Origin of the sequence: Janthinobacterium sp. PC23-8, assembly GCF_002250505.1 — a bacterium.
In the GTDB taxonomy this organism is placed as follows: Bacteria; Pseudomonadota; Gammaproteobacteria; order Burkholderiales; family Burkholderiaceae_D; genus Janthinobacterium.
Window position 1 is genome coordinate 362747 of sequence record NZ_NJGY01000001.1, and the last position, 26576, is coordinate 389322.

Genomic DNA, 26576 nt, shown 5'->3' on the forward strand with positions numbered 1-26576 from the left:
GCTTTCTGAGAGTTCATTTGCCATCACCTCGGCAGGCTCCAGTTTAACATTTCCGGCCGCGCCCGCCTCCAGGTATCTTGCTGGCTGTTGTTTGCCGCCACCTTTGCCTGCTCCGGATACAACACCACCTGCACATAATTATTCATGTTCAGGTAGCGCTGGGCGGCCTGTTTCACCGCTTGCGGCGTGATGGCGCGCACGCGCTGCGCGTAGCGCAGGATCTGTGTCGGGTCGCGGTCCTGGGTTACCGAGCCCATCAGCTGACTCATCCAGTAATTGTTTTCGCGCATCGCCTTTTGCTGGCGCGTGATCCAGTTCAGCTTGACCTTCTCCAGGTCGGCCACGCTCGGTCCGTCCGTTTTTACTTTATTGATTTCGGCGAACGCGGCGGCGATCACCTTGTCGACGTTTTCAGGAGCCGTCGGCAGCGACAGCGCCACCGAATAATGCCCATACGGGTGCTGGCCCATCGCGGTTTCAAAACCGCCGCCGTAAATCATGCTCATCTTTTCGCGCAGCACCTCGATGACCTTCAGGTTCAGCACTTCGCCAAGCGCTTGCAAAGTCAGCTTCTGCTCGTCCGAGTATGCGACGTCACCCGTGAAGGTGATCGAAATCGTGCTTTTCGGTTCGCTGCCCACATAGACGGCTTGCTTGACCACCCCTTGCACCGGACGCATGCCGACATCGCGGTAGGCGTGCGCCACTTCGGTCACCGGCAAGGTGCCAAGATAGCTGGCGATCAGGGGCTTGATCTTGTCGAGCTCGAAACTGCCCGTGAAAATGAAGGTCATGTCGCGCGCGCTGGAAAAACGCTGGCGGAAGATCGCCAGCGAACGGTCGAGGCTGACCTTGTCGAAGTCGGCCGGCCGCGGTACGCCGTCGATGCGCGGGTTATTGCCAAACAGGGTGTGCTGCACGGCATCGTAGAACACCGCGTCGGGCTGGGCCAGGGTGTTTTTTGCCAGGTCCTGCTGCTTGCCGATATACGACTGGAACAAGTCGCCATCCTTGCGCACGTCATGCATGTACAAATACACCAGTTGCAGCATCGATTCGATATCGGCGCTGCTCGACGAGCCACCAAAACCCTCGCTCAGTTCGCCCAGCGAGGCACCCACGTTGACGGTCTTGCCGGCCACCACTTTCTGCAGGTCCAGCGGCGTCATGCCCTTCAGGCCCATGCTGCCGACCACGGCGCTGGCATAGCGGGCGTTGTAGATATCGGCGTCGTCATACAGCGACTGGCCGCCGAAGCGGGTGGCGCCCATCAGCACCTGGTCGTTCTTGAAATCGGTAGGTTTCAACAGCACCCGCACGCCGTTGCCCAGCGTCAGTTCCGTCACGCCAATCGCACTGTTGAGCTTCTCGCTGACGATGGCGCCGCCAGACGGCGGTCCATCCATCAGGCTGCCGGCCACCATTTTTTCCGCCTGCGGCGCGATGTTCTGCTGTTCGGCGCTGGCCACCGCATCGAGCAATTGCTGCTGGCTCGGCACATTCGATGCGGCAGCGCCAGCCTTGGCTTCAGCCCCCATAAAGACCACCAGTTTCTTTTGCTGCTCGGGGATGGCTTTCGCCACCGTCTCGTTGATTTCCTGCAAAGTCACTTGCGGCAGCAATTCGCGCGCATACATCAGCTCGTTGGTGATGCCGGGGATGGCTTCCTGCTCCAGGAAGTTGCGCGAATACTCGGCCACGAAACCGGCGGAGTCGGACTTGTCGCGTTCGTTATAGGCGCGCTCATAGTTGCGCAGCATGTTCTTGCGCGCGCGATCGAGCTCGTCCTGGCTGAAGCCGAAGCGGCGCGCCCGTTCGTCTTCGCGCACCAGCGCATCGATGGCCGGCTGCACGCCGCCCTTGCCCAGCAAGGCGTAGGCGCTGAACGATTCATAGCCGCGCACCAGCTTGCCCATGCTGCTGCCGCCCTGGATAAAGGGCGGGTTGGCCTGCTGCGTCAGTTCCTGCATACGCGCGCTGAGCATCTGGCCATACAGGTTTTCGATCATCTGGCGGCGATAGTCGGCGATCGTCACCGGTTCCTGCGCCGGGCGGATCGGATAGCGGATAAACACGCTGTCGTCGGCCGCTTCCTTGTCGGTGATCACCAGCGCTTCCGTCTGCGCGCGCTGCGGCACGTCGGCATACAGGCGCGCACGCGGACGGGCCGGGTTTTTCAGCTTGCCGAAATGCTGCCGGATCAGTTTTTCAGCCTGCTTCGGCTCGATGTCGCCCACTACCATCACGGCCATCAGGTCGGGCCGGTACCAGTCCTTGTAGAAACGCTTGATGGTATCGGGTTTGAAGGTTTTCAGTATCTCTTCCTTGCCGATCGGCATGCGCTCGGCATAGCGCGAACCGTTCAGCAGTTTCGGATACAGCACCTTGTTCATGCGGTCGCTGGCGCCCTTGCCCAGGCGCGCCTCTTCCAGCACGATGCCGCGCTCGCTGTTGATATCGGCCGGGTTGAATTTCAGGCCATGGGCCCAGTCCTCGAGCACCAGGAAACCTTTTTCCAGGTTGCCCTTTTTGTTGGTGGGAATCGGCAGCACGTAGACGGTTTCGTCGAAGCTGGTGTAGGCGTTCAGGTCGGCGCCGAATTTCACGCCGATCGATTGCAGATATGAAATGAGTTCATTGCGTTTGAAATGCGTCGAACCATTGAAGGCCATGTGCTCGGTAAAGTGCGCCAGGCCCTGCTGGTCGTCGTCTTCCAGGATGGAGCCGGCTTTCACGACCAGGCGCAATTCGACTTTCTGCGCCGGGCGGGCATTTTTCTTGATGTAATAGGTCAGGCCGTTCGGCAGCTTTCCGACCGTCACTTCCGGTGCCACCGGCAGCGCATCGCTCAAACGGAGATCGGCGTGCGCCAGGGACGCGCAGGCCAGCAGCACGGCGCCCGAGATCAGGCGTAATTTACTCAGCTTCATGTGTTCTCATAGGGTAGATGCAACAAGCATACCTTACACCGAATTGCCGGCCCACCGATTAAAAATAGCTTAGAGGACATACTGCGATACAAAGGACAAGCTCCGGCCCAGGTGCCTGAATTATGCTAAAGTATTGCCGCCGGTCATGTGGACCGGCACAACAATACGTCTTCGGGGCGGGGTGCGATTCCCCACCGGCGGTAAGACCGGCAACGGTCAAGCCCGCGAGCGCTTTTCAAGTTTCGCTTGAAAGGGTCAGCAGATCCGGTGTGACTCCGGGGCCGACGGTATAGTCCGGATGAAAGAAGATGTGCGTCAGACCTGCTGTCCGCTCGCTTTGCGCGTAGCGGCCTGCTGCGCCTGTGCGCTTGCCCTGCAGCGTTTTTCGCCTGTGCGAGGAGCGTTCCACCATGTTAGTCAACAGCTACACCGTCCTGTCCCATGACCTTGAAGGTCGCATGCAATCGGCCCTGGCCGCCATGCGCGCCGGCCTGCCCGTGATCCTGCTCGACGATTTCGACCGTGAAAACGAAGCCGACCTGATCATTTCCGCCGAAAAACTGACGAACGAAACCATGGCCTTGTTGATCCGCGAATGCAGCGGCATCGTCTGCCTGTGCCTGCCCGCCGAGACAGTGACAACGCTGGAGTTGCCACCGATGTCGCTTGACAACGGCAGCCGCTACGGCACACCTTTCACGGTCTCGATCGAAGCGCGCGAGGGCGTCACCACGGGCGTGTCGGCCGCCGACCGCGTCACCACCATCCGCGCCGCCATCGCGCCCGATGCAAAACCATCGGACCTGGTGCGCCCCGGCCATGTGTTTCCGCTGCGCGCCGCGCCCGGCGGCGTGCTCGAACGCCGTGGCCACACGGAAGGATCGGTCGATCTGTCGCGCATGGCGGGCCTGAACCCGGCCGCCGTGCTGTGCGAACTGATGAACCCGGACGGCACCATGATGCGCGGCGACGATATCGAACGCTTTGCCGAGCTGCACGGCATGCCGATATTGACCATCGAAGAGATGGTTGCCTGGCGCAAGCTGCAGGAGTAAGGGCCAGGAGGCAGGCGGCGGCGCAAGGGAAGCGCGGGCAAGGCACGGGCAATGATAAGATGCCACGATGACAGCTTCCACCTCCATCATCATTCGCCTGCGCCGCCTGAACCGGGTCGCCATGGCCTGGTTCGTCAGCTGGTGGCGTTTGCTGCAGTTTTCGACCCTGATCTTTTCGCTGACGCTGTCGCCGTCGAGCTACAACCGGCAGAATCGCCCCATCCTCGCGCACCGCCTGGTCAGCAATACCGCCCCCAACCTGGTCTGGTTCAGCGTCGCCTGCACACTGGTCAGCCTGGTGCTGATCCGCATCGTGGTGGTCAGCGCGCAAAGCTATGGCCTGTCGCGCTATGCGCTGGAAATGGTGGTGCGCGTGCTGGTGCTTGAACTGATCCCGCTCACCGCCGCGCTGTTCGTGGCGCTGCGATTGACCCTGCCCGACGGCATCGCGTTTGCGCAAATGCGCTCGAACGGCCTGCTCGACAAGCTGCAGCGGCAAGGCACGGACCTGCTGCGCGGCGAGTATTTTCCGCGCGTGATATCGGGCATCTTCGCCGTCTGGATGCTGGCCATCGCCAGCTGCGTCAGCTCGCTGATCCTCGCCTATCTGACCATCTACGGCTTTACGCCGTGGGCGCTGCAGGGTTACACGCGGGTGGTGGGACAGATCTTCAATCCGGCGGTGGTGCTGATCCTGATGCTCAAGGTGGTGTTCTTCAGCTTTGCCGTGGCCCTGATCCCGCTGTCGTCGTCCTACCATCGGCCCGACGCCCACCACCGCCAGCGCCTGTTTGCCGCGCACGGCCTGTCCGAAATGCTGCGCCTGTTTTCCGTCATCCTGCTGGTCGAAGTGGCCTCGCTGATGGGAAACTACTACTGATGTCCGATCACTTTACTTCGAGTACCAAGCCATGAGCACTCCCTCCACTCCAGACCAGACCGACATCACGGCGCCCGAGGCCGTGCTGCCCGCGCCGCCGCCGGTGCGCCATGCCGAACTGAAGGCGGCCATCCTGCTCGTCTCCATGTTCGCGCTGATCGTCGGCTCGGTGCTGTACCTGATGTATGCGCGCGGCGCGTTCGAGGCGACGCAGACGCTGGTGCTGGCCGCCGACGACTCCGACGGCGTGGTGGTCGGCGCCGACCTGACCTTTTCCGGCTTTCCCATCGGTCGCGTGCAGCGCATCGAACTGGCGCCCACCGGCCGCGCGCGCGTGATCGTCGACGTGCCGAAAAAAGATGCGCACTGGCTGCGCACCAGCAGCATTTTCACGCTGGAGCGCGGCATTGTCGGCGGCGCCAAGCTGCGCGCCTACAGCGGCATACTGACCGATCCGGCGCTGCCCGACGAAGCCACGCGCGAGCTGCTGGTGGGCGACATGGCGGCCGAAATCCCGCGCCTGCTGGCCGCCGCCAAGGACTTGCTGGCCAACCTGGGCACGCTGACGGCCACCGATTCGGCGCTCGACACCACCCTGCGCAATGTGCAGGCGGTCACCGGCAAGCTCAGCGGCCCCGGCGGCGCCATGGGCCTCTTGACGGGCGACGACAAGCAATCAAGACTGCTGATCGAACGCGCCAACGCCCTCCTGGTGACGGCCGACCAGCTGGCGCACCGCACCGATGGCCTGGTGTCCAATGCCGACCGCCGCGTGTTTGGCGCGCAAGGCGTGATGACGGATGCGCAGGCCACCATCGTGCAGTTGAACGCCCTCCTGGCCGACACCCGCAACAGCCTCAAAAAAGTCGACGCCGTGCTGGTCGAGGCGCAAGCCGTGGGCGCCAATGCCAGGGCCGCCACGGCCGACCTGGGCCCGTTGCGCGCCGACGTGGAAAGCAATCTGCGCAAGGTCGAGCAACTGGTCAATGAAATCAACCGCAAATGGCCGTTCAAGCGCAATCCGGAGATTATCCTGCCATGACCATCACACGCCCCTTTCTCGCCGCCACGCTGGCAAGCCTGCTGGCCGCCTGCGCCAGCGGCCCGCCGGTGCCGGACTGGAAAATGAATGCACAAAGTGCGATCGAGCGCTTTGAAGCGGCTTACCTCGCCGGCAGGACGCTGGTGGAACAGACGGAATTCCAGCGCGCGCGCAGCCAGGTGGCCGGCACCGGCAAGGTCGAGCTGATCGCCAGGGTCGAACTGCTGCGCTGCGCCACGCGCGTGGCCAGCCTGGCGTTCGCGCCGTGCACCGGTTTTGAGGCCCTGCGCGAGGACGCCGGTGACGCCGACCGCGCCTACGCCCGCTATCTGGCCGGTACGGCGCAGCCGTCCGACGCCGCCCTGCTGCCCGCAAGCCAGCGCGCGGTGGCCGCCGCCACGTCCGATACGCAGGCGGCCAGCGCCGCGGCCGCCATCAAGGAGCCATTGGGCAAACTGGTGGCGGCCGGCGTGCTGCTGCGCGCCGGCCGCGCCAGCCCCGAGCTGCTCGACATGGCGGTCACGACCGCGTCGGACCAGGGCTGGCGCCGCCCGCTGCTGGCCTGGCTGGGGGTACAGCGCCTGCGCGCCGAACAGGCGGGCGACGCGCCTGAGGCGCAACGCATCGCGCGCCGCATGGCGCTGGTCGGCGAGCCGCCCGCGCCGTAAAATTGCCATGCCGGCGGCGCCGGCTTCGGGCATAATCGGAGGCAGGCCGATCTCCCGGCCACCGATGCGGTGAGGTGCGAGGATGCAATTCGAAGACTTCAGCTTTCCCAACGCCGTGGCGCCAGCCGACAGCGTGGCGACGGGCACAAGCCACGGGCGCCTGCAGTACCTGCTCGACAACACGCCATCGATCATCTATTGCACCGTGCCCAGCGGCGACTTCAAGATGACCTTTGTCAGCAACAATGCCCTGAACGTGCTGGGCTACCATCCCGACGAGATGGTGGCCGATCCCAACTTCTGGTTCGACCATATCCATCCGGACGACGCGCCCGGCATTTTTTCCAGCCTGGCGCAGATCTTCGTGCAAGGCGCGCGCGCCTATGAATACCGCTTCCGCGTAAGCGATGGCAATTATCTGTGGATGCACGACAGCCTGCGCCTGGTGCGCGACGAGCACGGCGTGCCGTGCGAGGTGATCGGCTCGTTGACCGACATTACCGAGCGCAAGCGCATGGAAGCGATGCTGCAGGCGCGCGGCGAGGAGCAGCAGCGCCTGATCAGCAAATTGCAGCAGGCGCACGAGCAGTTGCTGCAAGCCGAAAAAATGGCCTCCATCGGCCAGCTGGCGGCCGGCATCGCGCATGAGATCAACAACCCGATCGGCTTCGTGAATTCAAACATGAGTTCGCTGCAAGCCTATGTCGCCACCCTGTTCGACGTGATAGCCCGGTACGAGGCGGCGATGCGCCAGCCGCTCGATGGCGCCTCGCTGGCCGAGTGCGTGGCGCAGGTACGCCAGCAGGCCGACCTGGCCTACCTGCAGTCGGACGTGAAAGACCTGCTGGGCGAGTCGATGGATGGGCTCAAACGGGTGCGCGACATCGTGCAGGCGCTGAAGGATTTTTCGCACGTGGGCGAAACGGACTGGCAGGTCGCCCATCTGCATGCGGGCCTCGACAGCACGCTCAATATCGTCGGCAACGAATTGAAGTACAAGGCACGCATCGACAAGCAGTACGGCCAGCTGCCGCCCATCGCATGCCTGCCCTCGCAGCTGAACCAGGTGTTCATGAATCTGCTGGTCAACGCCGGCCAGGCCATCGCCGGCGATGGCGTGATCAGCATCCGCACCGGGCATCTTGACGGCTGGGTATGGGTGGAGATCGGCGATACCGGCGCCGGCATTGCGCCCGAACACCTGCACCGCATCTTCGAGCCGTTCTTCACCACCAAGCCCGTCGGCAGCGGCACCGGCCTGGGCCTGTCGCTGTCGTACGGCATCGTCATGAAGCATGGCGGACGCATCGAGGTGGCATCGGAACCGGGGCGCGGCACGCGCTTTACCGTGCACCTGCCGGTGGCGCCGCCGGCGGCGCAGCTGACCGAAGCGCTGCCTCAGAGCGCTTTGGCGGGCGGATAGACGCGGATCGCCAGGCGTCCGCCATTCTTGCCTTCGAAATCGAGCAGCTGGGCAATCACGCGCGCCGTCAGCACGTGTTCGCCGGCCAGCAGCATCAGGCCGTCACGGCTGACCAGGTCGCGCGACAGCACCATGCCCGGCGCGAGCTCGCCCGACAGCACGGCCATGTCGCGCGGCGGCGCCTGCGTCTGGTCCATGAGGCTGCGAAAAGCGGCCACCACTGCCGGATCATAACGCTTGCCGCTGCTGTCATAGACCAGGTTGCACGCTTCGTCGGCGCGCAGGCTGCGCTGCACCATGGCGCCGATCTGCAAGCCGTCGTAGTCCGAGGCCAGCGCCAGGATGCGCGCGCCCAGCGGAATGGCCAGCCCCGCCAGGGCGTCGGGAAAGCCGGCGCCATCGAAGCGCTCGAGCTGCGAGCGCAGGATGACCGACACGGGCCGCAGTTCATCGAGCGCCATCAGCAACTGCTCGGCGCGCAGCGGATGCTTGCGAAAGGTGGCCAGCTGTTCGCCGCTCCAGGCGCTGGCCGGCAGTTCCAGCAAGTCGTCACTCAGGCTGAGCTTGCCAATATCCTTGAGCAGGGCTGCGATGAACACGTCGCGCGCCTCCTGCGCCTCCAGGCCCAGCGCCTGGGCCAGCTTGCGCGACAGCTCGGCCACCCTGCGCGCATGGCCGACCAGCTTGCCGCCACGCATTTCGATCAGGTTGGAAAACACCTTGATGGTGGTAATAAAAGTCGCCTTGAGCTTGTCATTGGCCGTTTGCAGCTCGTCATGCGACAGTTTGAGCTGCCGCGTGCGCACGGCCACCTTCTCTTCCAGGCTGGCGTTGAGCACCAGCAGCTCGGCGTTCTGGCTGGCCGTCAGCGCTTCCAGGCGCAGCTTGTCCTGTTCCAGCGCGCGCCGCTCGAGCGCATGGCGCACCACCAGCACGATGTCGTTCTCGTCCCACGGCTTGGTCACGTAGCGGTAGATCTCGCCCTGGTTGATGGCGTCGAGAATCGACTGAATATCGGCATAGCCGGTCAGCAGCAGGCGCATGGTGGCGGGCCAGCGCTGGCGTACCTGGGCCAGGAACTGCGCACCGTCCATCTGCGGCATGCGCATGTCGGAAATGACCAGGTCCACCGCCTCGCTTTCCAGCAAGGCCAGGCCAGCGGCGCCGCTGTCGGCCGTCAGCATGCGGTAGCCATGCGGGCGGAACAAGCGCCGCAGGGCCGACAGGATATTCGGTTCGTCATCGACGCACAGGATGGTCGGCGGCGCGGTGGCAATGCTGGTCATGGTGCGGTGTCCGGTAAAAGTGATGGTGCGGCCAGCGGCGCCTGGCACACGGGCAGCGTGATGCGGAACGTGGTGCCACTGCCGAGCACGCTGCGCACATCGATGCGGCCGTGGTGCTTTTGCACCGTACTGTAGGCCAGCGACAGGCCCAGGCCCGTGCCCTGGCCGACCGCCTTGGTGGTGAAAAACGGATCGAAGATGCGCGACAGATGCTCGGGGGCGATGCCGCTGCCCGTGTCCTCGACCTCGATCCACACTTCGCTGTCGTTCTCGCTGCCGGTGCGCAGCGTGATGCGGCCGCGCTCTTCGCCCATGGCGTGGGCCGCATTGACGACCAGGTTCATGATCACCTGGTTCAGCTCCGAGGGCTGGCATTCGATATCGGGAATGTCGCCGTACTGCTTGACCACGTCGGCCTTGTACTTGACCTCGTTGTTGACGATGTTGAGCGTGGTGTCGATGCCCTGGCGCAGATCGGCCCAGACCCATTGCTGCAGCGCGTCGGAGCGCGAAAAATCCTTCAGGTCCTGCACGATGCGGCGCACGCGCACGATGCCCTCTTTCGATTCGCTCATCAGCTGGCCGATGTCGTTGCGCAGGAAAGCCAGGTCGATCTGTTCGCGCAAGGCGCACAGGCGCTGCGCCACATCAGGCGTGGCGATATCGGCTTCGGCCCCTTCATAGGCATCGAGCATGGTGAACAGATCGGCCAGGTAGCCTTCGAGCGCGCCAAAATTGGAAAACACATAGCCGATGGGGTTGTTGATCTCGTGCGCCACGCCGGCGGCCAGCTGGCCGATCGAGGCGAGCTTTTCCGACTGCAGCAGTTTTTGCTGGGCCAGCGACAGCTTGTCGTTCAGTTCGGTCAGCGCCAGGTTGCGTTCGCGCAGCGCCATGTCGGCGATTTCTCGCTGGGCGATATCGTCGGCCAGGCGCTCGTTCATCTCGGCCAGCTCCGCCGTGCGCCTGGCCACCAGGTTTTCCAGGTTATCGTGGGCGCGGCGCAGGGCGCTTTCGGCGTTGCGCCGCTCGGTCACGTCGCGCAGCGTTTCGATGACGCCAACCAGCCGCCCCTGACGGTCGCGCAGGGGCGCCGCCGTGAAGTGCAGCCAGTGGCCGCTGGCGCCAATATTGGGAAAGAAATCCTCGGCCTCGTAGGCGCCCGGTATCAACGAGGACGCCTTGAGCTTGCCCTGGTACAGTCCCTGCTCGCCCAGACCGATATCGCCCGCCACCAGCAAGTCGGCCAGGCAGGCGCGCGGCCTGCGATAAAACGCCTTCCAGTGTTCGCGCGTGCCGACCATCGCGGCGGCAGAAAAGCCCAGCAGCTGCTCGCAAGCACTGTTCCAGTGCGTCACCACATGGTCGGTATCGATGGCAAAGGTGGCCACCGGATGGCCGTCGAAGAACGCCGACAGGGCTGCGCCGGGAAAGGTCTTGTCGTCGTCTGGTCTCATGATGCTCCCATTGTGTCGCCGGCGTCACGCCAGCATGATGCGCGACATGTCATCGAACGTGCGCTCGGCCTGCCGAAACAGCGCAAACCAGTGCGCCTCGTCCAGCGCCACCGTGCGCCAGGCGGGCGCCAGCGGCGGCACCAGCGCCTCCTCGCTGCCGGCCAGGTCCAGCGCATGGGCAATCGCGTTGGCCATGTGCACCAGCAGCGGCAGGCCGGGCGCATCGAGGCGGTCGATGGCATGCTGGTCGGCGACCGCCTGCTGTATCGCGGCAGGGAACTTCCAGTAGGCGGCCAGCGCGCTGCCCACCTGCGCATGGTCGATGCCGAGCACGGCAAGTTCCGCCTCGATCATCTGGCAATCATGGTGCTGGCGATAGCTGCGCACCTGCGCATGCTGCTCGGGAAAGCGCGTCGCCAGCACCAGCGTGCCCAGGTTGTGCAGCAGGCCCGCCGTAAACGCCGTTTCCGGATTGACACCCAGGTGCGGCGCCAGCAGGCGGCCCACCACGGCGGTGGCCAGCGAGTGGCGCCAGAAGCCCTGGAAGTCGAAGCCTGCCACGGGCGCGAAACTGCCCGTCAACGCGCACGCCGTGACAACCGTGCGGATGCTGTGAAAACCGAGCACGGCAACGGCCTGCGCGATGCTCGTCACTTCCGACTGCATGCCGTAGAACGAGGAATTGGCGATGCGCAGAGTCTTGGCCGCCATGGCCTGGTCCAGTTCGATCTTGTGCGCCAGCACATGCACGTCGATATCCTGCTGCTCCAGGCTGGCGAGCAATTCCAGCACCACCGCCGGCAGCGACGGCAGTGCCTGGATCTGCCGGATGACATGGTCAAAGATCAAAGGTGTCATGCATCATCCCCTTGACGGTAACGCCGCAGCAAGGCCAGCAGACCGGCGCCGGCGGCATCGGGCGGCGTCGCGCGAAACAGGATCGACAAGCGTTCCAGCTGGCGTTGGCGCACCGCATCGGCCTGCGCCTGGCCGGCGGCATCGGGCGGCGCTGCGGCGACGATCCAGCAGTCTTCCACGCCACGCCTGTGCAAGGCGGCCAGGCTGGCCGCCGTCAGCACGGCGCCTTGCGCCAGCAGCACGGTACCGCTGGCGTCGCGCAAGGCGCGCGACAGGATGGCGCCCTCTTGCGCCTGCCGCAGCGGCACTTCGCGTTCGCCCTCGTTCATGGCGGCGTTCCGTCCAGGCACAGCGTCACCAGGCTGCCGCGCGAGCGCGAGCGCGCGCCCATCGCGTGCAGCGCCACCGCATACGACTTGCCGCCGATGGTCACTTTCCGCTGGGTATCGGCGTGCGCCTGGAACAACTGCGGCAGGGCCAGCGCCGCTTCGTTGCCCAGCAGCGCCGCGCCGCGTTCGAACAGTTGCGCGGCGGCCGTATTGATAAACGCGATCATGCCATCCTCGTCCAGACCCAGCACCGGTAGCGGCAGGAACTGCAGTACCTCGCGCGCGATACCCAGGCTGACTTCATCGCGGCTGATCTGGTGCTGCTGCCGGTGCAGCAAGGCCTGCATGGCGTCATTGGCAACGGCCAGCGCCAGGTTGGCCTCGCGCAGTTGCTCGTTCAAGCGCGCGTTGTCGTCGTCGATGCCTTTCAGGCGGAACGCTTCGGCGAGATGCCCGCGCAATTGCTGGTCATCCCACGGTTTGGTCAGGAACTTGAAAATGGCGCCTTCGTTGACGGCGTCCGTCACGGCCTGCAACTCCGTATAGCCGGACAGCATGATGCGCATGGTCTGCGGATACAGCAGCCTGGCCTTGCGCAGGAAGTCGGCGCCCAGCATGCCCGGCATGCGCTGGTCCGACACGATCACGTCAACCGCATGGCCGGCCAGCACATCGAGTCCCTCTTGCCCGCTGGTGGCCGTCAGGATATGGTAAGGGTCGCGCCGCAGCAGGCGCCTGAGGGCGGCGAGAATATTCTGCTCGTCATCGACCAGCAGCAGCGTGCGCCGGGGAGCGTCAGGTCTTTCATCGGTACGATCGGGTACCGGGGCATGGTGCACATCCATCGTACCATCCTGTCATCGCGGCAGCGACATCGGGGCTTGCCTGCAGGGGGACTGTCGGCTGGAACCGGCCAGGCGACAGTCTTCTGTCTGGAATTATACGGCGAACTATTCGCGATTGCCCTGTATTCATTGCAGATAGTTAACCGCCTGCAGGGCAAGGCATGTCGCGATAGAAAATGAAGCCGCCCACGCCGATGGTGGGCGTGTCGGCCTTGACGCCGTACACCAGCATATTCCTGTCCGCCTCCACGCGCAGCAGATTGCTCGCTTTGGACTGGTGGGCGTGGGCGCTGGCCAGATCCGGCCAGGGCCGCACTTCCAGCCGCAATTGCGCCTTGTCCGCATCATACGACCAGCGGCCCGGATTGAAGAAAGCAAAGCCGCCATCGAAGCGCAAGCGGCCATCCTTGAACTGGGTCAGGCAAATACCCGGAAACTCGCCGGGCGGGTTGTACCAGGTGGCGGCCACGTCGTCATTCACGGGCGCCTTGCCCGGCATTTGCAGCCCGGGCTTGCCAGCGCCCTGCCCCGGCAGGCCGGCGCAGGCTGCCAGCAACGCCACAGTGACCAGCATCGCTGCCGTATTGATCGTCTTGATGTGCATGTCCGTCCCGTATTTTTGCTTTCTGAACAGCAATAGTAGACCGCGGCGGCCGGGCACTCCAGTGCCCAGCGCACATAAGGACCATTTAATTGCCGGCAGCTTTCGCCGCCGCTTCGCGCAACTTGTCCTTCTTGCTCTTGCGCGCCCCCTTGACGCCGCCGTTGACGGTGTCGGTGACGGCGCCCGCCGGCGTGGGCAGTTCGGTCGGCTCGAAACCGGCCACCACTTCGCGCACGATGCGCAGGTCGTTGCGGTTTTCGATCAAACGGAAATGCGCTTCCGTATCGGCGGTAATAAAACTGACCGCCATGCCGCTTTCGCCGGCGCGGCCGGTGCGGCCGATGCGGTGCGTGTAGTCGACGGCCGAGCGCGGCAGGTCGTAATTGACGACGGCCGGCAAGCCGGCGATATCGATGCCGCGCGCGGCCACGTCGGTGGCGACCAGCACCTGCAGGCGGCCGGCCTTGAAGTCGGCCAGCAACTGGCTGCGCGTGCCCTGGCTGAACTCGCCGTGAAACGCGCCCACGTGCAGGCCGGCGCGCTGCAGCTTGTCGGCCACGTGTTCGGCCGCGTACCTGGTGGCGACAAACACCAGCACCCGCTCCCACTGCTGCTGCAAGATCAGGTAGCGCAATAGCTGCGTGCGGCGCGGCACATCAACAGTGATGGCGCGCTGCACGATGTCGGGCTTGTCCTGCGGTTCGGACGCCACTTCAATGCGCACCGCTTGCGTCAATAAACTGTCGGCCAGCGCCTGCACGCTGTCGGGGAAGGTGGCCGAGAAAAACAGGTTCTGGCGCCTGGCCGGCAACAGCGCCAGGATGGCGTTGATTTCTTCCGTAAAACCCATGTCGAGCAGGCGGTCGGCTTCGTCCAGCACGAACAGCGACACGCCGCCCAGTTTGACCGCATTGTGCCTGACCAGATCGAGCAGGCGGCCCGGCGTGGCGACGACGATATCGGCGCCGCCGCGCAAGTCCATCATCTGCGGATTGATCGACACGCCGCCGAACAGCACGGAAATTTTCAGTTTGACGGGCAGCGGCTTGGCCAGCGCATGCACGGTCTGCCCCACCTGCGCGGCCAATTCGCGCGTGGGCACTAGGATCAGCGCGCGCACCTGGCGCGGCCCGGAGCTTGGGGCCATCAGCGCCTGCAGCAGCGGCAGCGCGTAGGCGGCCGTCTTGCCGGAACCCGTCTGCGCCGCACCCAGCACATCGCTGCCGCGCAGGATGGCGGGAATGGCGGCGGTCTGGATGGCGGTCGGCGCGGCATAGCCAGCCTTGCCGACGGCGCGTACGAGTGCGGGAATCAGACCCAGTGAGGAAAATGGCATGGCGGGCCTTCTTGTATTCTTGAAAAGGCGCCAGTATAAAGCAATGCCTACTGCTTGGGCATTTGCCTGACGGGAATTCCCTGCTCGTCATAGCCGGGCATGGCGCGCCGGATCGCATGCGAAAAATCCGGGTCGTCATTGGCGGCCCGCGCGCGCGCCGTGATATGGCCGCCATCGCGCAGTTGCTGGAACGTCTTGCCCGGCGCCAGTCCCCGCACGTCGAACAGGTAGCGGTCGAGGTAGCCCGACGCCAGCAGGCGATAGTCAAAAGGCAGGCCCGGCACGATGCGGCGCGCCATCTCGAAGACGATGGTGGTGCAGTTGGCCGTCAAGGTATTGTAGAACTGCGGCTTGCGCTTGAGGGCATCGGCTTCGTCGAGGTAGGCCAGGAACAGCGAGCGCATGGCGGCGTGCGGCATCATCACGCGGTACAGATGGATGTCTTCGCCGCGCACATTGGTACGCACGCGAATGATGTCGCGCTCGTCGGCGGCGATCAGGCTGGTTTCAAAATGCTTGAAAAAGCCGCCGATGGCGGAAAAGCGCTCGCCCTTCTCCTTGCGGATCTCGATCGAAAAGGTCAGGAACCGCCCATCGGCAAAGCCGAACGACACCAGGGTGTGGGCGATCAACGGGCCGGTCCAGTACGACAGGGCGGTGTCGACCGTGCGCAGCTCATCGAGGTTGTAGCTGCGCTGCTCCCACCTGACCGTGTAATCGTCGTCGCTGCGCCAGTCGAAATTGCGCACATTGTCCAGCGTCACCACGCTGCCCTTGACCGTGCCCGTCACGTTCCTCGCCACGTCGTCGGCCCAGCTGCGGTCCTGCATTGGTGCGATCAGGCTCCACCACAGCAGCAGCAACACAAAACCGCCCGCATACGGCAGCAAGGCGCGCGCGCTGCCACGGCTCCACCACAGCGCGATGCTGCCGACCCCGAGCGCGGCCCACAGCGCCGCGCCGATGGTCTGCGCAGCCACGCCGCCGGCCAGCTGGTACCACAGCGCCAGTGCGCCCCACAGGGCGGTGAGCAGAATAACAAGGGAAGCGGCCAGTTTGCCGGCCGTGGCCAGCACGGAGCTGGCGCGAGGTGATAGGAAAGTCATGCCGGGATTATAGAGGCAAGCATGTACAGCACGCTATTGAGCTGATCAGGCCATGCTGAAAAACACTAAAATAGACCACCTGCCTTATTGAAAACACAGCATGCACGCCCCCATCCCCATCCTGCGCAGTTTTTCGGAAAACAAGGTGGGAGAGTTCTATTGCTATTTCTGTGCGCGGGCCGGCGTGCGCGACGAGGACTGGGGCCGCATCATGGAGGTGGCCGACCCGTTTGGCAGCAAGTTGCGTTTCTGGCAGCGAGCAAGCGAAACGTGATGGTAGACGGCAAAAACTGTGCAGATTGCTTACATTCCTGAAGCAACAGCCGCCAGGCGATGCATGCAAGGCCTCTGAATCAGGTTACACTACAATATTGTGTTATAGCAATTTTACGGGGAGTACCTGGTGCTGGTCATACTTGGATTTATCGTCGTGCTGTTTTCCGTCTTTGGCGGCTTTGCACTGCAGGGCGGGCATCTGGCGGCGCTGTTCCAGCCGCTGGAACTGTTGATGATCGGCGGCGCAGCGCTGGGAACTTTTTTTGTCGGCAATGACGCCAAGGCCATCCGCGCCACGTTCGCCGCCCTGCCCACGCTGTTTCATACCGCGCGCTACACCAAGTCGCGCTATATGGAGCTGATGGGGCTGATGTATGACATCCTGAGCAAGGTGCGCAAGGAAGGGCTGATGTCGATCGAGGGCGATGTCGACGACCCTTACCGCAGCGCCGTGTTCACCAAATATCCCTATACGCTCGGTGACGAGCATTTGCTGGAATTTATTACCGATTACCTGCGGCTGATGGTGTCGGGCAATATGGATGCCTACCAGATCGAAAACCTGATGGACAACGAAATGGAAACCCATCATGAAGACGCGGAAATGCCGATCCAGACCATTTCGCAGCTGGCCGACGCCATGCCCGCCTTCGGCATCGTGGCCGCCGTGATGGGCGTGGTGCATACCATGGCGTCGGTGGGCTTGCCGCCAGCCGAGCTGGGCGTGCTGATCGCGCAGGCGCTGGTCGGCACTTTTATCGGCATCTTGCTGGCGTATGGTTTTATCGCACCGCTGGCCAGCTTGCTGCGCCGCAAGCACCATGAAACCAGCAAGATGTACCAGTGCGTGAAAGTGACCCTGCTGGCCAGCCTGAACGGCTACGCACCGGCGCTGGCCGTCGAGTTCGGCCGCAAGGTGATTTCGGCCACCGAGCGCCCATCGTTCAGCGAACTGGAACGCCACGTGCGCCAGGTCAAGACGCGCAACTGACACAGGTTACTGTTCCGGACAGCTGGCCTCCTGCTCGTTGTACACGATCATCGGCACGCGCTGGCCGTCCACTTCCAGCTCGCGCACTTTCGGCGGCACCAGCGCGAATTGGCCGGCCTGCAGCTTTTCACGCAGCGGCCCGCAGCGCAGGGTCTCGCTGCGGATCTGCGCCCGCGCATACCAGCCGCCCGCTTCCTTTTCCGCCAGCAAGACCGACGTGGCGCGCGGATCATTGCTGATCAACAGCACTTCCTGGCGGCCATCGCCGTCGAAATCAAGCACATAGGCGTCGCACTGCTGCCCCGCCCGTTTCAGACAGGCGGGCAGCCGCCAGCCTGGACCGGCCTCGCTCCAGTCCTGTTGCAAAAAGCTGGCCGGCAATGTGGCGCTGGCCGGGCGCACGGTCAGGTTGATCGCCACATCACTCAACGCCCCTGTGTCATCGAAACGGTTTTCGCGCTTGAGCACGGCCTCGGCGCGCGCGCGGATCACGGCCGCGTCCGGCCCCGTGCGGTTGGCGAGTTGCTGCAAGGCCGCCTGGCCATAGCGGGCGCCCTGGAAACGCAGGTACTCGAAGTCGAACTTGTCGACGCTGACCTTGCCGTCATTCAAGCGCGCCATCTGGCTGGCCACCGACAGGCGGGCCGGGTCCATCAGCGGCGAAAACAGCGCCAGCATCACCAGCAAGGTAATGAACGCCGTGCCGACGTTGACATTGGCGATCCAGTTGAGCCAGTCGCCATACTTGCTGGCGGCCCAGGCATAACCTGTCGCATAACAACTGGCGACCAGCAGGCAGGCGCCGGCGATAATGCGCTCGGAGGTCCAGCCATGCGCCATCACGCGCAGTATCAGGGCGTAGATGGCGATGCCGACCAGCCAGGGCAACAGCAGGCACGACAGGCGCGTGCCGAAGCGGATGCCGCGCGCCACGCCCAGGCCCGCCTGGCCATTCTGGAAGGCGGCGTTGATCAGCACCACCAGCAAGCCCGCCATGCCCAGCAGCACGGAGGCCGCATGGCGCGTGGCCCACAGGCGCTCGAAGCCGATAAAAGGCAGGGTCAGCAGAAAACCCGCCACCAGCACGGCGGCGATCGGCATCAGCCACGACAGCAGCACCAGCAGCAAGGTGCGAATCCCGCGCACGATGGAGGGGCGCACATCGGTGATATGGATGGCAAACGAGAAGGCAAAGCACAGCACGGGAATCACGAACCAGGCCTGGCCCAGCAGCCTTTTCAAAAAATCCAGTTTGATCAGCAGGAACAACTGCCCGCCCAGCCACAGCACCAGCACCAGCACCGCCACGAACAGCAGGGAAAACACTAACTGGATGCCGAGCTTCCAGGCGACTTCAAAATACGTCGGATAGCTGGCCAGGCGGCGCCCGTCCTGCGCGCTGGCCAGCACCAGCGCGTGGGCAATATAGCAGCCCACCACGCAAAAACCGAACAGCTGCGCCGAAATCACCCGCAGTGGCGCACCGGGCTTGTAGTTGCCCCATATAAAATGCTCGCCGCCACGCGACACATCGTGCAGCGCCAGCATGGCCAATACCAGCGCCGCGCCCGTCATCCACAGCCCGATGCGGCGCGGCGACAGATGGCCCAGGCTGGATACCAGCAGCACCGGCAGCAGCAAGCCCGCCAGCATCAGCGGCGCCAGCAGCCAGGGTTCGGTGGCGGGCCAGGCCCTGGCCTGCGCCGCGCCGTAGAGCCAGTACAACAACAAGCCTTGCAGCACGCCCGCGAGCAGGCGCGCGACGGCGATGCGCGGCGCGACCACCGGATCGAGTAAAACAGTCGGGTTGCCAGTTGTGGCTTGCATGGATGTCCTTATGGTCTGCTACGGTATTGTTCGGGCATTATTGCATTTCGCTATGCCTGCCTCAAGCCGGCGATGCACACTACCATCGTGAGTGAAGGGGGAAGCAATGATGCGAAGATTGAAATTTTTGGCGCTGCTGTCATGGCTGGCGGCCGGTGCCGCGCAAGCCGAACTGGCCTGCGGCGACCTGCTGGCCAAGCTCAAGCACAAACCTGACTACCTGGTCTATCAAGGTTGCAAACAGGAAGTAAATCTGCAGGACCAGCCCCTTGTCGCACGCTACCGGGTCGATGGCAGCCATGCCCTGCAGGCAGAACGCTATCTGCGCAGCAGCTACGGTTTGCCTGAACTGAAACGCTATTGCTGCGCCTGGGACAGCTCGCCGCATTTCTGGCGCGACCGCCGCACCGGCATCGGCTACATGCTGGTGATGGCCTCGGGCGAGACACCGGTGCGCACACGCAAAGCCTGGGCGCAGATCGACCATTTCGAGCTCAATGTCAGCGCCTACGCACACGATCCCTGAAGCCTGCATGCCAGTGCGTGCCTGGTCACCAGCACATGGCCCGGCATTTCCAGGGTGCCAGGCACGAGGGCATTACATATAGTCATGATTTTATGCCTTTTGCAGCGCCACCGCGCGCGCTTTTCCACCGACGCCGACTGCCGTAACGATCGCCAGGGCCTGGAACACGCCGATGAACACGAACACCAGCGCCGGCTGGTCGCCATCCATCAGCGCGCCGAACAGCAAGGGTCCCACGGCCAGGCCGCTGTCGAGCCCCGAGTACACCACGCCATACACGCGGCCGGTGGCGTTCGGTGGCGCCGCCGCGCGTATCATCAGGTCGCGCGACGGCCCCGCCACGCCGGACGTCAGGCCGATCGCGCCCATCAGCACCACCGCGCCCCAGGCCGGCACCAGACTCATGCCCAGCAGCACCGCCAGCAGCGCCGCCGCCGAAAAAGCAATCGCCACGTTGCGGTCAGGATGGGTGCTGCGCGCGCCGAGCACGCCGCCGGCGGCCATGCCGACCGCCGAGGCCAGCATATAGGCCGTATAGGCACTGGTGGCCAGCGCCAGGCTCATGCCATACAGTTTCACCAGCGCCACGCTGGCAAAGCTCTGGATGCCGCCCAGGGCAATGGCGGTAATAAAAAAGAAGGCAAAGCACATCCAGACGGCCGGCAGGCGTAAAAACGACAGCGTGCCTTCGGCAGGCAGGCCGCCTTTTGCCGGCGCGGCGCGGCTCTTCAAGGGCTCGGGGCGGATCGCATGGCGGTTCAGGAACAACACCAGCAGCACCCATAATGGCAATACGGACGCGCTCATCAAGGCCACCCGCCAGTCGTAATGGGTGGCCATGAAGGTCATGAACAGGGGTGCCAGCGCCCAGCCGATATTGCCGCTGATGCCATGCATGGAAAAACCATAGGCCACGCGGCCCGGCGAGACGCGCTGGTTCAAAATGGTGTAGTCGGCCGGATGAAACACGCTGTTGCCGGTGCCGGCCAGCATGGCGCCGAGCATCAGCCCGGTATAGCTGTGCGCCTGGGCCAGCGCCAGGGCCGATATTCCGAGCAGTAACATTCCTGCAAACAGCACGGCGCGCGCGCCGAAGCGATCGACCACGAAGCCGGCCAGCGCCTGGCCCACGCCCGAGATAATGAAAAACACCGTCATCAACAGGCCCAGTTCGGCATAGCTGAGGTCGAAGGCGGGTTTCAACCAGACGAACAGGGCCGCCAGGATCAAGTGATAAAAGTGCGAGACACCGTGCGCCAGGCCCACCAGGCCGATCACGTGCGCGTCGCTGCGCAAGGTTGATGTCATGTCTTCCCCTGATTTATACTGGTCAGCTTGTAGTGTATGCAAATTGCTATCGCCTGTTTTCCGATAGAATGACATTCTTTATCGATTTCCTGCCAAGCTGATGGCTGTTCCCATTTTTCGCCATACCCGCATGTGTCCGCCGCGCGAAGCGCCCAGCGCGGCCATTCCCGTGACCATGATCGCGCGCGACCTGCAGCCCGACGAATTCCTGCTGCCGCACAGCCACCCCTGGGGCCAGGTCACGCTGGCGCTCGAAGGGGTGCTGCGCATTACCGCGCTGGGCAGCAGCTGGATCTTGCCGCCGATGCGCGCCATCTGGATCGCGCCGAATGTGGAACATGAAGTGACGATGCTCGAGAAAACCAGGCTGCGCCCCTTGTGCGTGCTGGCCGAGCGCGCACCGTTTGCCGGCCGCGACTGCAAGGTGCTGGAAGTGTCCAATCTGCTGCGCCAGCTGATCATGGCGCTCGAGCAGCTCGATCCGGGCCAGGAACCGACACGCGAAGCGCTGCTGGCCGAGCTGATCCTGGACGAACTGGCGCGCTCCGCCACGCGCCCCATCCGCGTGCCGCTACCGACCGACAAGCGCCTGAAAACCCTGTGCGCCAGCCTGATCGACGAGCCCGGCTCCAACCAGACCCTGGAACACTGGGCGCAGGTGGTGGGCGCCTCCGAACGCACACTGGCGCGGCTGTTCGAACGGGAACTGGGCTTGAGTTTCGGCCAGTGGCGCCAGCAGGTGCGCCTGGCCCACGCGGCGCCGCTGATCGCGCGCGGAGTGCCGCTGTCGCAAGTGGCCGAAGAACTGGGCTATGCCAGCCAGTCGGCCTTTTCGGCCATGTTCAAGAAAACCTTCGGCAGTTCGCCGTCGGCGTTTTTTGCGCAGCGAGAGCAGCGCTGAATCATCAAGCCATAAAGTCGAACAAGGAGCTTTTACCGGTATAGCCGGGCAGCACGGAACCGATGCCCGCCTGCTCCTGCGCCGAATACAGTTTCACCAGCGCTTCGGCCTGCGCCGTCAAGGTCTTGGCCAGCGCGGCCTTCTTGGTGTTCAGGCTGGTGATTTCCTTGCCCACCGTTTGCACTTCCTTGGTGATCAGGCTGCTGGTGCCCGTCAGTTCGCCGATCTTGCTGCCAAACTGATCGGCCACACCCTTGCCGTTATTGGTAAACAACTTGCTGACGGCGTCGGGGTTGGCGTCGATGGCGGACTTGAGTTGCTTTTCATCCAGCACCAGTTCACCGCTCCTGCCCAGGGTCACGCCGGCGCTGGCCAGCACCGAGACCGGCACGCCATTGCTGGCCGTGCGCAGCACCTGCGACATCTGCGTGCCGACCTGTTTCAGAGCCGTATCGTATTTCAGGTCGCCATCTTGCAGACTTTGCATCTTGGTATTGAGCTCGTTGTAGGCTTTGACGAAGCTGGCGACATTGCTGGCGATCTGGCTGCTGTCCTTGGCCACCACCAGGTTCGTCTGCCCCTTGGCTTTCAACTCGACGGTGACACCGTCGATGGCGCTGGTCAAGGTGTTGCTGGCGCTGCTCACTTGCTTGCCGGCCACGGTGGCCAGCGCGTCCTGTGCGGCCATGGTCTGCCGCATGCCCTTGCTGGCGCTGGGCGAATAAGTGAGCAGATTGCTGATGGCCGCGTCGCCCGTCACGCTGATGCGCATGCTGTTGCCGGCGCCGCTCTTGCCGTTCAGGGTCAGGGTGTAACCGTCTTCGCCCTTGATCACGCTGGCGTCGACGCCGGCTTTTTTCAGCGCGGCGGCGATGCCGTCCAGGCTATTGTTGCTGCTGTCGATATCGAGCGTGATGGCCTTGCCGTCGCCGGCGGAAAACTGCTTGCCGTCAACACTGCCCAGCTCGATCCTGATCTGCGCCGTGGCGCCCGTGCCGATGGCCGTATTCGACGCCTTTTGCGCGCTGGTCGCCAGGGTCTGGCCCTGTGCCAATTGCTTCACATCAATGGCATAGCTGCCGCTGACGGCCTTGTCATTGGTCGTGGCTTTCAGCACGCCAGCCGTGCTGGAAGTGGCCGAGGTCGCCAGGCCGCTGCCGGCCATGTTCTGCGCCACGCCCTGGAATTTGGCCAGCGCCGATTGCAACTGACCCAGCGCCGACAATTTGGTCTGGTCGCGCGTCAGGTTGTTATTGAGTTTGGTGACGCCGGTATTTTGCGACAGCATCTGCTTCTCGACCTTGGCATACACTTCGGCCGAGGGCGCTGTCTGGCTGGCCGTATTGGTATAGGGCTTGCTGGTGATGGTGGAGTTAAACATGGTATGGCATTCCCGTCCGTTGTCGATCACAACACACGGCTCAGCTCATCACCGCGCGCCCCGCAGAAAGCACGCCGCGCCGCGCATGGCGCAGCGGCGAGCTTCTGCCGATTGCTCATTATGCAGTATTACTGAATGATCAAAACAGCGAACAACGCTGTTTTTCCCTCACTACACCTATTCTAACGCATGAACTTGGAGATGGCGCTGGTGACCGCCATATCGAGCCGCATGAAGTTCAACCCCACCTTGAAGCCGGCACTGCTGAAGATGCAATGCGACACGCCGATGCGCGCTTCGATGATATTGGGCTTGCCGTCAAAAAACAATTCGAACAGCACCTTGCCCTGCTTGCCGGCCTGCACCGGTTCAGCCACCACGGCAGACATGCCGCCCGGCCCCACATCGATGGTGCGCGCCGCCACCGGGCCGGCACCATCCATGATCAACATTGCCTTGGCGCGCAAGATCTTGCGCGCGCTCTGCCTTTGTTCTACTGACACTGTATACGCTCTTCAAGAAATTCATTCCAATGCGCCACAACGGCACACCTGACTAGGGCGAATATTATAGTTCTAAATAGAAATTTCGTTTAACTCAGCATAAAATTATCAGTTTGACCACATCATTATTTATTCATGATCGCGCAACTTGTTGAACGCCTCGTCGATACGCTCGACGGCAATCACCTTGATCCCCTCGATCGGCTGTTTGGGCAGATTCGACTTCGGAATCATGGCCAGGGTAAAGCCCAGCTTGGCCGCTTCACGCAAGCGCTCCTGGCCACGTGGCGCCGGCCGGATTTCACCGGCCAGCCCCACTTCGCCAAATACCACCAGGCCGCGCGGCAAGGGTTTGCTGCGCATCGATGAATTAATCGCCAGCAACACCGCCAGGTCGGCCGCCGGCTCCGTGATCTTCACGCCGCCGACTGCATTGATGAAGACGTCCTGGTCAAACGCGGCGATGCCCGCATGGCGGTGGGCCACGGCCAGCAGCATGGCCAGTCGGTTCTGCTCCAGGCCGACGGACAGCCGGCGCGCATTGGGCAAATGGCTGGTATCGACCAGCGCCTGGATTTCCACCAGCAAGGGGCGCGTGCCTTCCTGCGTCACCATCACGCACGAACCCGGCACCTGGTTGTCATGCTGCGACAGGAACAGGGCCGAAGGATTCGACACGCCCTTCAGGCCTTTCTCCGTCATGGCGAACACGCCCAGTTCATTGACGGCGCCGAAGCGGTTCTTGATGGCGCGCACCAGGCGAAAGCTGGAATGGGCGTCGCCCTCGAAATACAGCACCGTGTCGACGATATGCTCGAGCACGCGCGGGCCGGCCAGCGCGCCCTCTTTCGTCACGTGGCCAACCAGGATGATGGTCACGCCGGTCTGCTTGGCCGCGCGCGTCAGCTGCGCCGCGCATTCGCGCACCTGCGCCACCGAACCGGGCGCCGAGCTGAGCGCATCGGAATACACGGTCTGGATCGAGTCGATCACCACCACTTCGGGTTTCAGGTCATGCAAGGTGGACAGGATTTTTTCCAGCTGGATCTCGGCCTGCAATTTCAGTTCCTTGGCGTCGATCGCCAGGCGCTTGGCGCGCAGCGCGATCTGCGCGCCCGACTCCTCGCCGCTGACATACAGCACGCGCTTGTGGTGCGACATATTGGCCAGCGCCTGCAGCAGCAAGGTGGACTTGCCGATGCCGGGGTCGCCGCCGATCAGCACCACGCCGCCGGCCACCATGCCGCCGCCGAGCACGCGGTCGAACTCTTCGATGCCGGTGCCGAAACGCGGCACGTCGATGGCGTCGATATCGTCGAGCGACAGCACCGGCGCCGTCTGCGCCAGCGACATGTGCTGCGGGTTCGAATAACGGTTATTGCCGGGCGCCGCCTCGGCCACCGTCTCGACCATGGTGTTCCATTGATTGCAGGAGGTGCACTGCCCCATCCATTTATTGCTGATGGCGCCGCAATCGCTGCAGGTGTAATTGGTCTTGGCTTTGGCCATGGGGAAGTTCGCCTTAAAATAACTGGTTATATATACAGTATATACAATCGCGCTCACGGCGTCACGCGGCATTCAATACCGAGCATTTGATCGGATACGCCTTGCGGACCTTGCTGCCATTTATAAAATATTCATGAATATAAACATTTTTACTATGACAAAGGTTTAACGGCGTCTTAAGTATTTCCGCCAGAACGGCCCCGCCCAAACTTGGGGGTAGCCGTTTTTTCGTGGTATAAAGCAAGCCAGATATGATTTCAGGCAATCCAGAATGAATCGTGGTTTTTATACCATCATGGCGGCGCAGTTCTTTTCCTCACTGGCAGATAACGCCCTCTTTTTTGTCGCCGTCGATTTATTGGTGTCCATGAACTCCCCGGCGTGGATCACGCCGCTGCTCAAGCTGTCGTTCGTGCTGTTCTATGTATTGCTGGCCGCCTTTGTCGGCGCTTTCGCCGATTCCCTGCCCAAAGGCAAGGTCATGTTCATCGCCAACATGGTCAAGATCTTCGGCTGCGCGCTCGTCTTTTTCCATGTCCATCCGCTGCTGGCCTACGCCGTGGTCGGTTTTGGCGCCGCCGTGTATTCGCCGGCCAAATACGGCATCCTGACCGAATTGCTGCCGCCTGAAAAACTGGTGGCCGCCAATGGCTGGATCGAGGGCCTGACCGTGACCTCCATCATTCTCGGCACCGTGATGGGCGGCGCCCTTGTCAGCGGCCATGTCTCGGACATGCTGCTGTCGTTGGACTTCCCCATGATCGACACCGGCATCACCAGCAAGAGCGAAGCGGCGCTGTGCGTGGTGGTCGGCATCTATATCCTGGCCACCGTGGCCAATTTGAAAATCCCGGACACCGGCTGCAAGTATGCGCACCAGGAACGCAATCCTGTCAAACTGATCAGCGATTTTGCCAATTGCTACAGCATCCTGTGGAAAGACAAGCTGGGTCAGATCACCCTGGCCGTCACCACCCTGTTCTGGGGCGCCGGCGCCACCTTGCAACTGATTGTGCTCGAATGGGCCAAGCAGTCGCTGAACATGCCGTTTGACAAGGCGACCAGCCTGGTCGGCGTGGTCGCCATCGGCGTGGCCGCCGGCGCCATCCTGTCGGCCCGCTTTATTCCACTACGCAAATCGCTCACCGTGATACCGCTCGGCATCGCCATGGGCGTGATCGTCATGATGATGACGCAAGTGCATTCCGTGTGGATCGCCTATCCGCTGCTGGTGCTGATCGGCGCGCTGTCGGGCTTTTTCGTGGTGCCGATGAATGCGCTCCTGCAACACCGCGGCCACGTGCTGATGAGCGCCGGGCACTCGATCGCGGTGCAGAACTTCAATGAGAACCTGTCCATCCTGACCATGCTGGCCGTGTATTCCATCATGATCCGCCTGCACCTGCCGCTGAACATCATCATTATCGTATTCGGCATGTTTGTGGCGGGCACCATGTACATGATCATGCGCAAGCACAAGCTGAACCAGGCTGAGCATGACAATCTGGCGCTGATCGGCGAACAGAAACACTAAC

Annotated in this window: 24 protein-coding genes and 1 riboswitch; of the genes, 10 read left to right on the forward strand and 14 right to left on the reverse strand. The window is 63.2% G+C overall.

Annotated features, from left to right (window positions below; genetic code table 11):
• Nucleotides 1-23: 23 nt before the first annotated feature.
• Nucleotides 24-2930 carry a pitrilysin family protein gene (locus CD932_RS01630; protein WP_094441112.1) on the reverse strand — a complete coding sequence of 969 codons (2907 nt, stop codon included), beginning with the start codon at nt 2928-2930 and terminating at the stop codon, nt 24-26.
• Nucleotides 2931-3093: 163 nt separating this feature from the next.
• Nucleotides 3094-3244: riboswitch (FMN riboswitch) on the forward strand.
• Between the two features lie 96 nt (nt 3245-3340).
• Here CD932_RS01630 and ribB point away from each other — a divergent pair.
• The 5 genes from ribB (at nt 3341) to CD932_RS01655 (ending at nt 7998) form a co-directional block, all read left to right on the forward strand.
• The gene (gene ribB, locus CD932_RS01635) at nt 3341-3985 is read left to right on the forward strand and encodes a 3,4-dihydroxy-2-butanone-4-phosphate synthase (protein ID WP_094441113.1); all 645 of its coding nucleotides are present in this window, start codon (nt 3341-3343) and stop codon (nt 3983-3985) included.
• Between the two features lie 67 nt (nt 3986-4052).
• Nucleotides 4053-4865, forward strand: a complete 813-nt coding sequence (locus CD932_RS01640) for an ABC transporter permease (RefSeq protein WP_094441114.1) — start codon at nt 4053-4055, stop codon at nt 4863-4865.
• Nucleotides 4866-4896: 31 nt separating this feature from the next.
• Entirely contained in the window at nt 4897-5907 is a 1011-nt protein-coding gene (locus CD932_RS01645; protein WP_094441115.1) for an MlaD family protein, read from the forward strand.
• Nucleotides 5904-6575, forward strand: a complete 672-nt coding sequence (locus tag CD932_RS01650) for a hypothetical protein (RefSeq protein WP_094441116.1) — start codon at nt 5904-5906, stop codon at nt 6573-6575. Before CD932_RS01645 ends, CD932_RS01650 begins: the two co-directional genes overlap by 4 nt.
• Before the next feature lie 82 nt (nt 6576-6657).
• On the forward strand, nt 6658-7998 hold the full coding sequence (locus CD932_RS01655; protein WP_094441117.1) for an ATP-binding protein: 1341 nt from the start codon (nt 6658-6660) through the stop codon (nt 7996-7998).
• Here the strand turns inward: CD932_RS01655 and CD932_RS01660 are convergent.
• The 8 genes from CD932_RS01660 to CD932_RS01695 all read right to left on the reverse strand — a co-directional run bounded on the left by CD932_RS01660 (nt 7974) and on the right by CD932_RS01695 (nt 15819).
• Nucleotides 7974-9284, reverse strand: coding sequence for an HD domain-containing phosphohydrolase (locus CD932_RS01660; protein WP_094441118.1), 1311 nt, complete (start codon nt 9282-9284; stop codon nt 7974-7976). The two genes, CD932_RS01655 and CD932_RS01660, sit on opposite strands and share 25 nt — an antisense overlap.
• Nucleotides 9281-10741, reverse strand: a complete 1461-nt coding sequence (locus CD932_RS01665; RefSeq protein ID WP_094441119.1) for an ATP-binding protein — start codon at nt 10739-10741, stop codon at nt 9281-9283. The genes CD932_RS01660 and CD932_RS01665 overlap by 4 nt, the downstream gene beginning before the upstream one ends.
• 24 nt (nt 10742-10765) lie before the next feature.
• Entirely contained in the window at nt 10766-11599 is an 834-nt protein-coding gene (locus tag CD932_RS01670; protein ID WP_094441120.1) for an HDOD domain-containing protein, read from the reverse strand.
• Nucleotides 11596-11928, reverse strand: coding sequence for a hypothetical protein (locus CD932_RS01675; protein WP_094441121.1), 333 nt, complete (start codon nt 11926-11928; stop codon nt 11596-11598). The genes CD932_RS01670 and CD932_RS01675 overlap by 4 nt, the downstream gene beginning before the upstream one ends.
• A complete protein-coding gene (locus CD932_RS01680; protein ID WP_176460845.1) occupies nt 11925-12773 on the reverse strand; it encodes a response regulator in 849 nt (282 codons plus the stop codon). The genes CD932_RS01675 and CD932_RS01680 overlap by 4 nt, the downstream gene beginning before the upstream one ends.
• Nucleotides 12774-12912: 139 nt before the next feature.
• Nucleotides 12913-13377: a hypothetical protein gene (locus CD932_RS01685; protein ID WP_094441122.1), complete on the reverse strand. Its 465-nt coding sequence runs from the start codon at nt 13375-13377 to the stop codon at nt 12913-12915.
• 85 nt (nt 13378-13462) lie between these two features.
• Complete coding sequence (locus tag CD932_RS01690; protein ID WP_094441123.1) at nt 13463-14713, reverse strand: DEAD/DEAH box helicase; 1251 nt, start codon at nt 14711-14713, stop codon at nt 13463-13465.
• A gap of 47 nt (nt 14714-14760) precedes the next feature.
• Nucleotides 14761-15819 (reverse strand): DUF4105 domain-containing protein, encoded by a 1059-nt coding sequence (locus CD932_RS01695; protein WP_094441124.1) that lies wholly within the window; start codon nt 15817-15819, stop codon nt 14761-14763.
• 100 nt (nt 15820-15919) lie between these two features.
• On the opposite strand from CD932_RS01695, the gene CD932_RS28650 reads away from it, so the two are divergent.
• The gene (locus CD932_RS28650) at nt 15920-16093 is read left to right on the forward strand and encodes a hypothetical protein (RefSeq protein ID WP_176460846.1); all 174 of its coding nucleotides are present in this window, start codon (nt 15920-15922) and stop codon (nt 16091-16093) included.
• Between the two features lie 129 nt (nt 16094-16222).
• The gene (gene motA, locus CD932_RS01700) at nt 16223-17086 is read left to right on the forward strand and encodes a flagellar motor stator protein MotA (protein WP_094441125.1); all 864 of its coding nucleotides are present in this window, start codon (nt 16223-16225) and stop codon (nt 17084-17086) included.
• 6 nt (nt 17087-17092) lie between these two features.
• On the opposite strand, the gene CD932_RS01705 is transcribed toward motA, so the two are convergent.
• Complete coding sequence (locus CD932_RS01705) at nt 17093-18913, reverse strand: DUF4153 domain-containing protein (RefSeq protein ID WP_094441126.1); 1821 nt, start codon at nt 18911-18913, stop codon at nt 17093-17095.
• 106 nt (nt 18914-19019) lie between these two features.
• Here CD932_RS01705 and CD932_RS01710 point away from each other — a divergent pair, with 106 nt between their 5' ends.
• A complete protein-coding gene (locus tag CD932_RS01710; protein WP_094441127.1) occupies nt 19020-19439 on the forward strand; it encodes a DUF4952 domain-containing protein in 420 nt (139 codons plus the stop codon).
• Between the two features lie 90 nt (nt 19440-19529).
• Here the strand turns inward: CD932_RS01710 and CD932_RS01715 are convergent, their stop codons facing one another.
• Nucleotides 19530-20747: an MFS transporter gene (locus CD932_RS01715; RefSeq protein ID WP_094441128.1), complete on the reverse strand. Its 1218-nt coding sequence runs from the start codon at nt 20745-20747 to the stop codon at nt 19530-19532.
• Between the two features lie 100 nt (nt 20748-20847).
• Between CD932_RS01715 and CD932_RS01720 the strand changes: the two genes are divergently transcribed.
• Nucleotides 20848-21648: a helix-turn-helix domain-containing protein gene (locus CD932_RS01720; RefSeq protein ID WP_176460847.1), complete on the forward strand. Its 801-nt coding sequence runs from the start codon at nt 20848-20850 to the stop codon at nt 21646-21648.
• 4 nt (nt 21649-21652) lie between these two features.
• Here the strand turns inward: CD932_RS01720 and fliD are convergent, their stop codons facing one another.
• The 3 genes from fliD to radA all read right to left on the reverse strand — a co-directional run bounded on the left by fliD (nt 21653) and on the right by radA (nt 25041).
• A complete protein-coding gene (gene fliD / locus CD932_RS01725) occupies nt 21653-23029 on the reverse strand; it encodes a flagellar filament capping protein FliD (protein ID WP_094441129.1) in 1377 nt (458 codons plus the stop codon).
• A 182-nt stretch (nt 23030-23211) separates the two neighbouring features.
• A complete protein-coding gene (locus tag CD932_RS01730; protein WP_254926421.1) occupies nt 23212-23532 on the reverse strand; it encodes a PilZ domain-containing protein in 321 nt (106 codons plus the stop codon).
• A 129-nt stretch (nt 23533-23661) separates the two neighbouring features.
• Complete coding sequence (radA, locus tag CD932_RS01735) at nt 23662-25041, reverse strand: DNA repair protein RadA (RefSeq protein ID WP_094441131.1); 1380 nt, start codon at nt 25039-25041, stop codon at nt 23662-23664.
• 271 nt (nt 25042-25312) lie between these two features.
• On the opposite strand from radA, the gene lplT reads away from it, so the two are divergent.
• Entirely contained in the window at nt 25313-26575 is a 1263-nt protein-coding gene (gene lplT / locus CD932_RS01740; RefSeq protein ID WP_094441132.1) for a lysophospholipid transporter LplT, read from the forward strand.
• Nucleotide 26576: the final 1 nt, after the last annotated feature.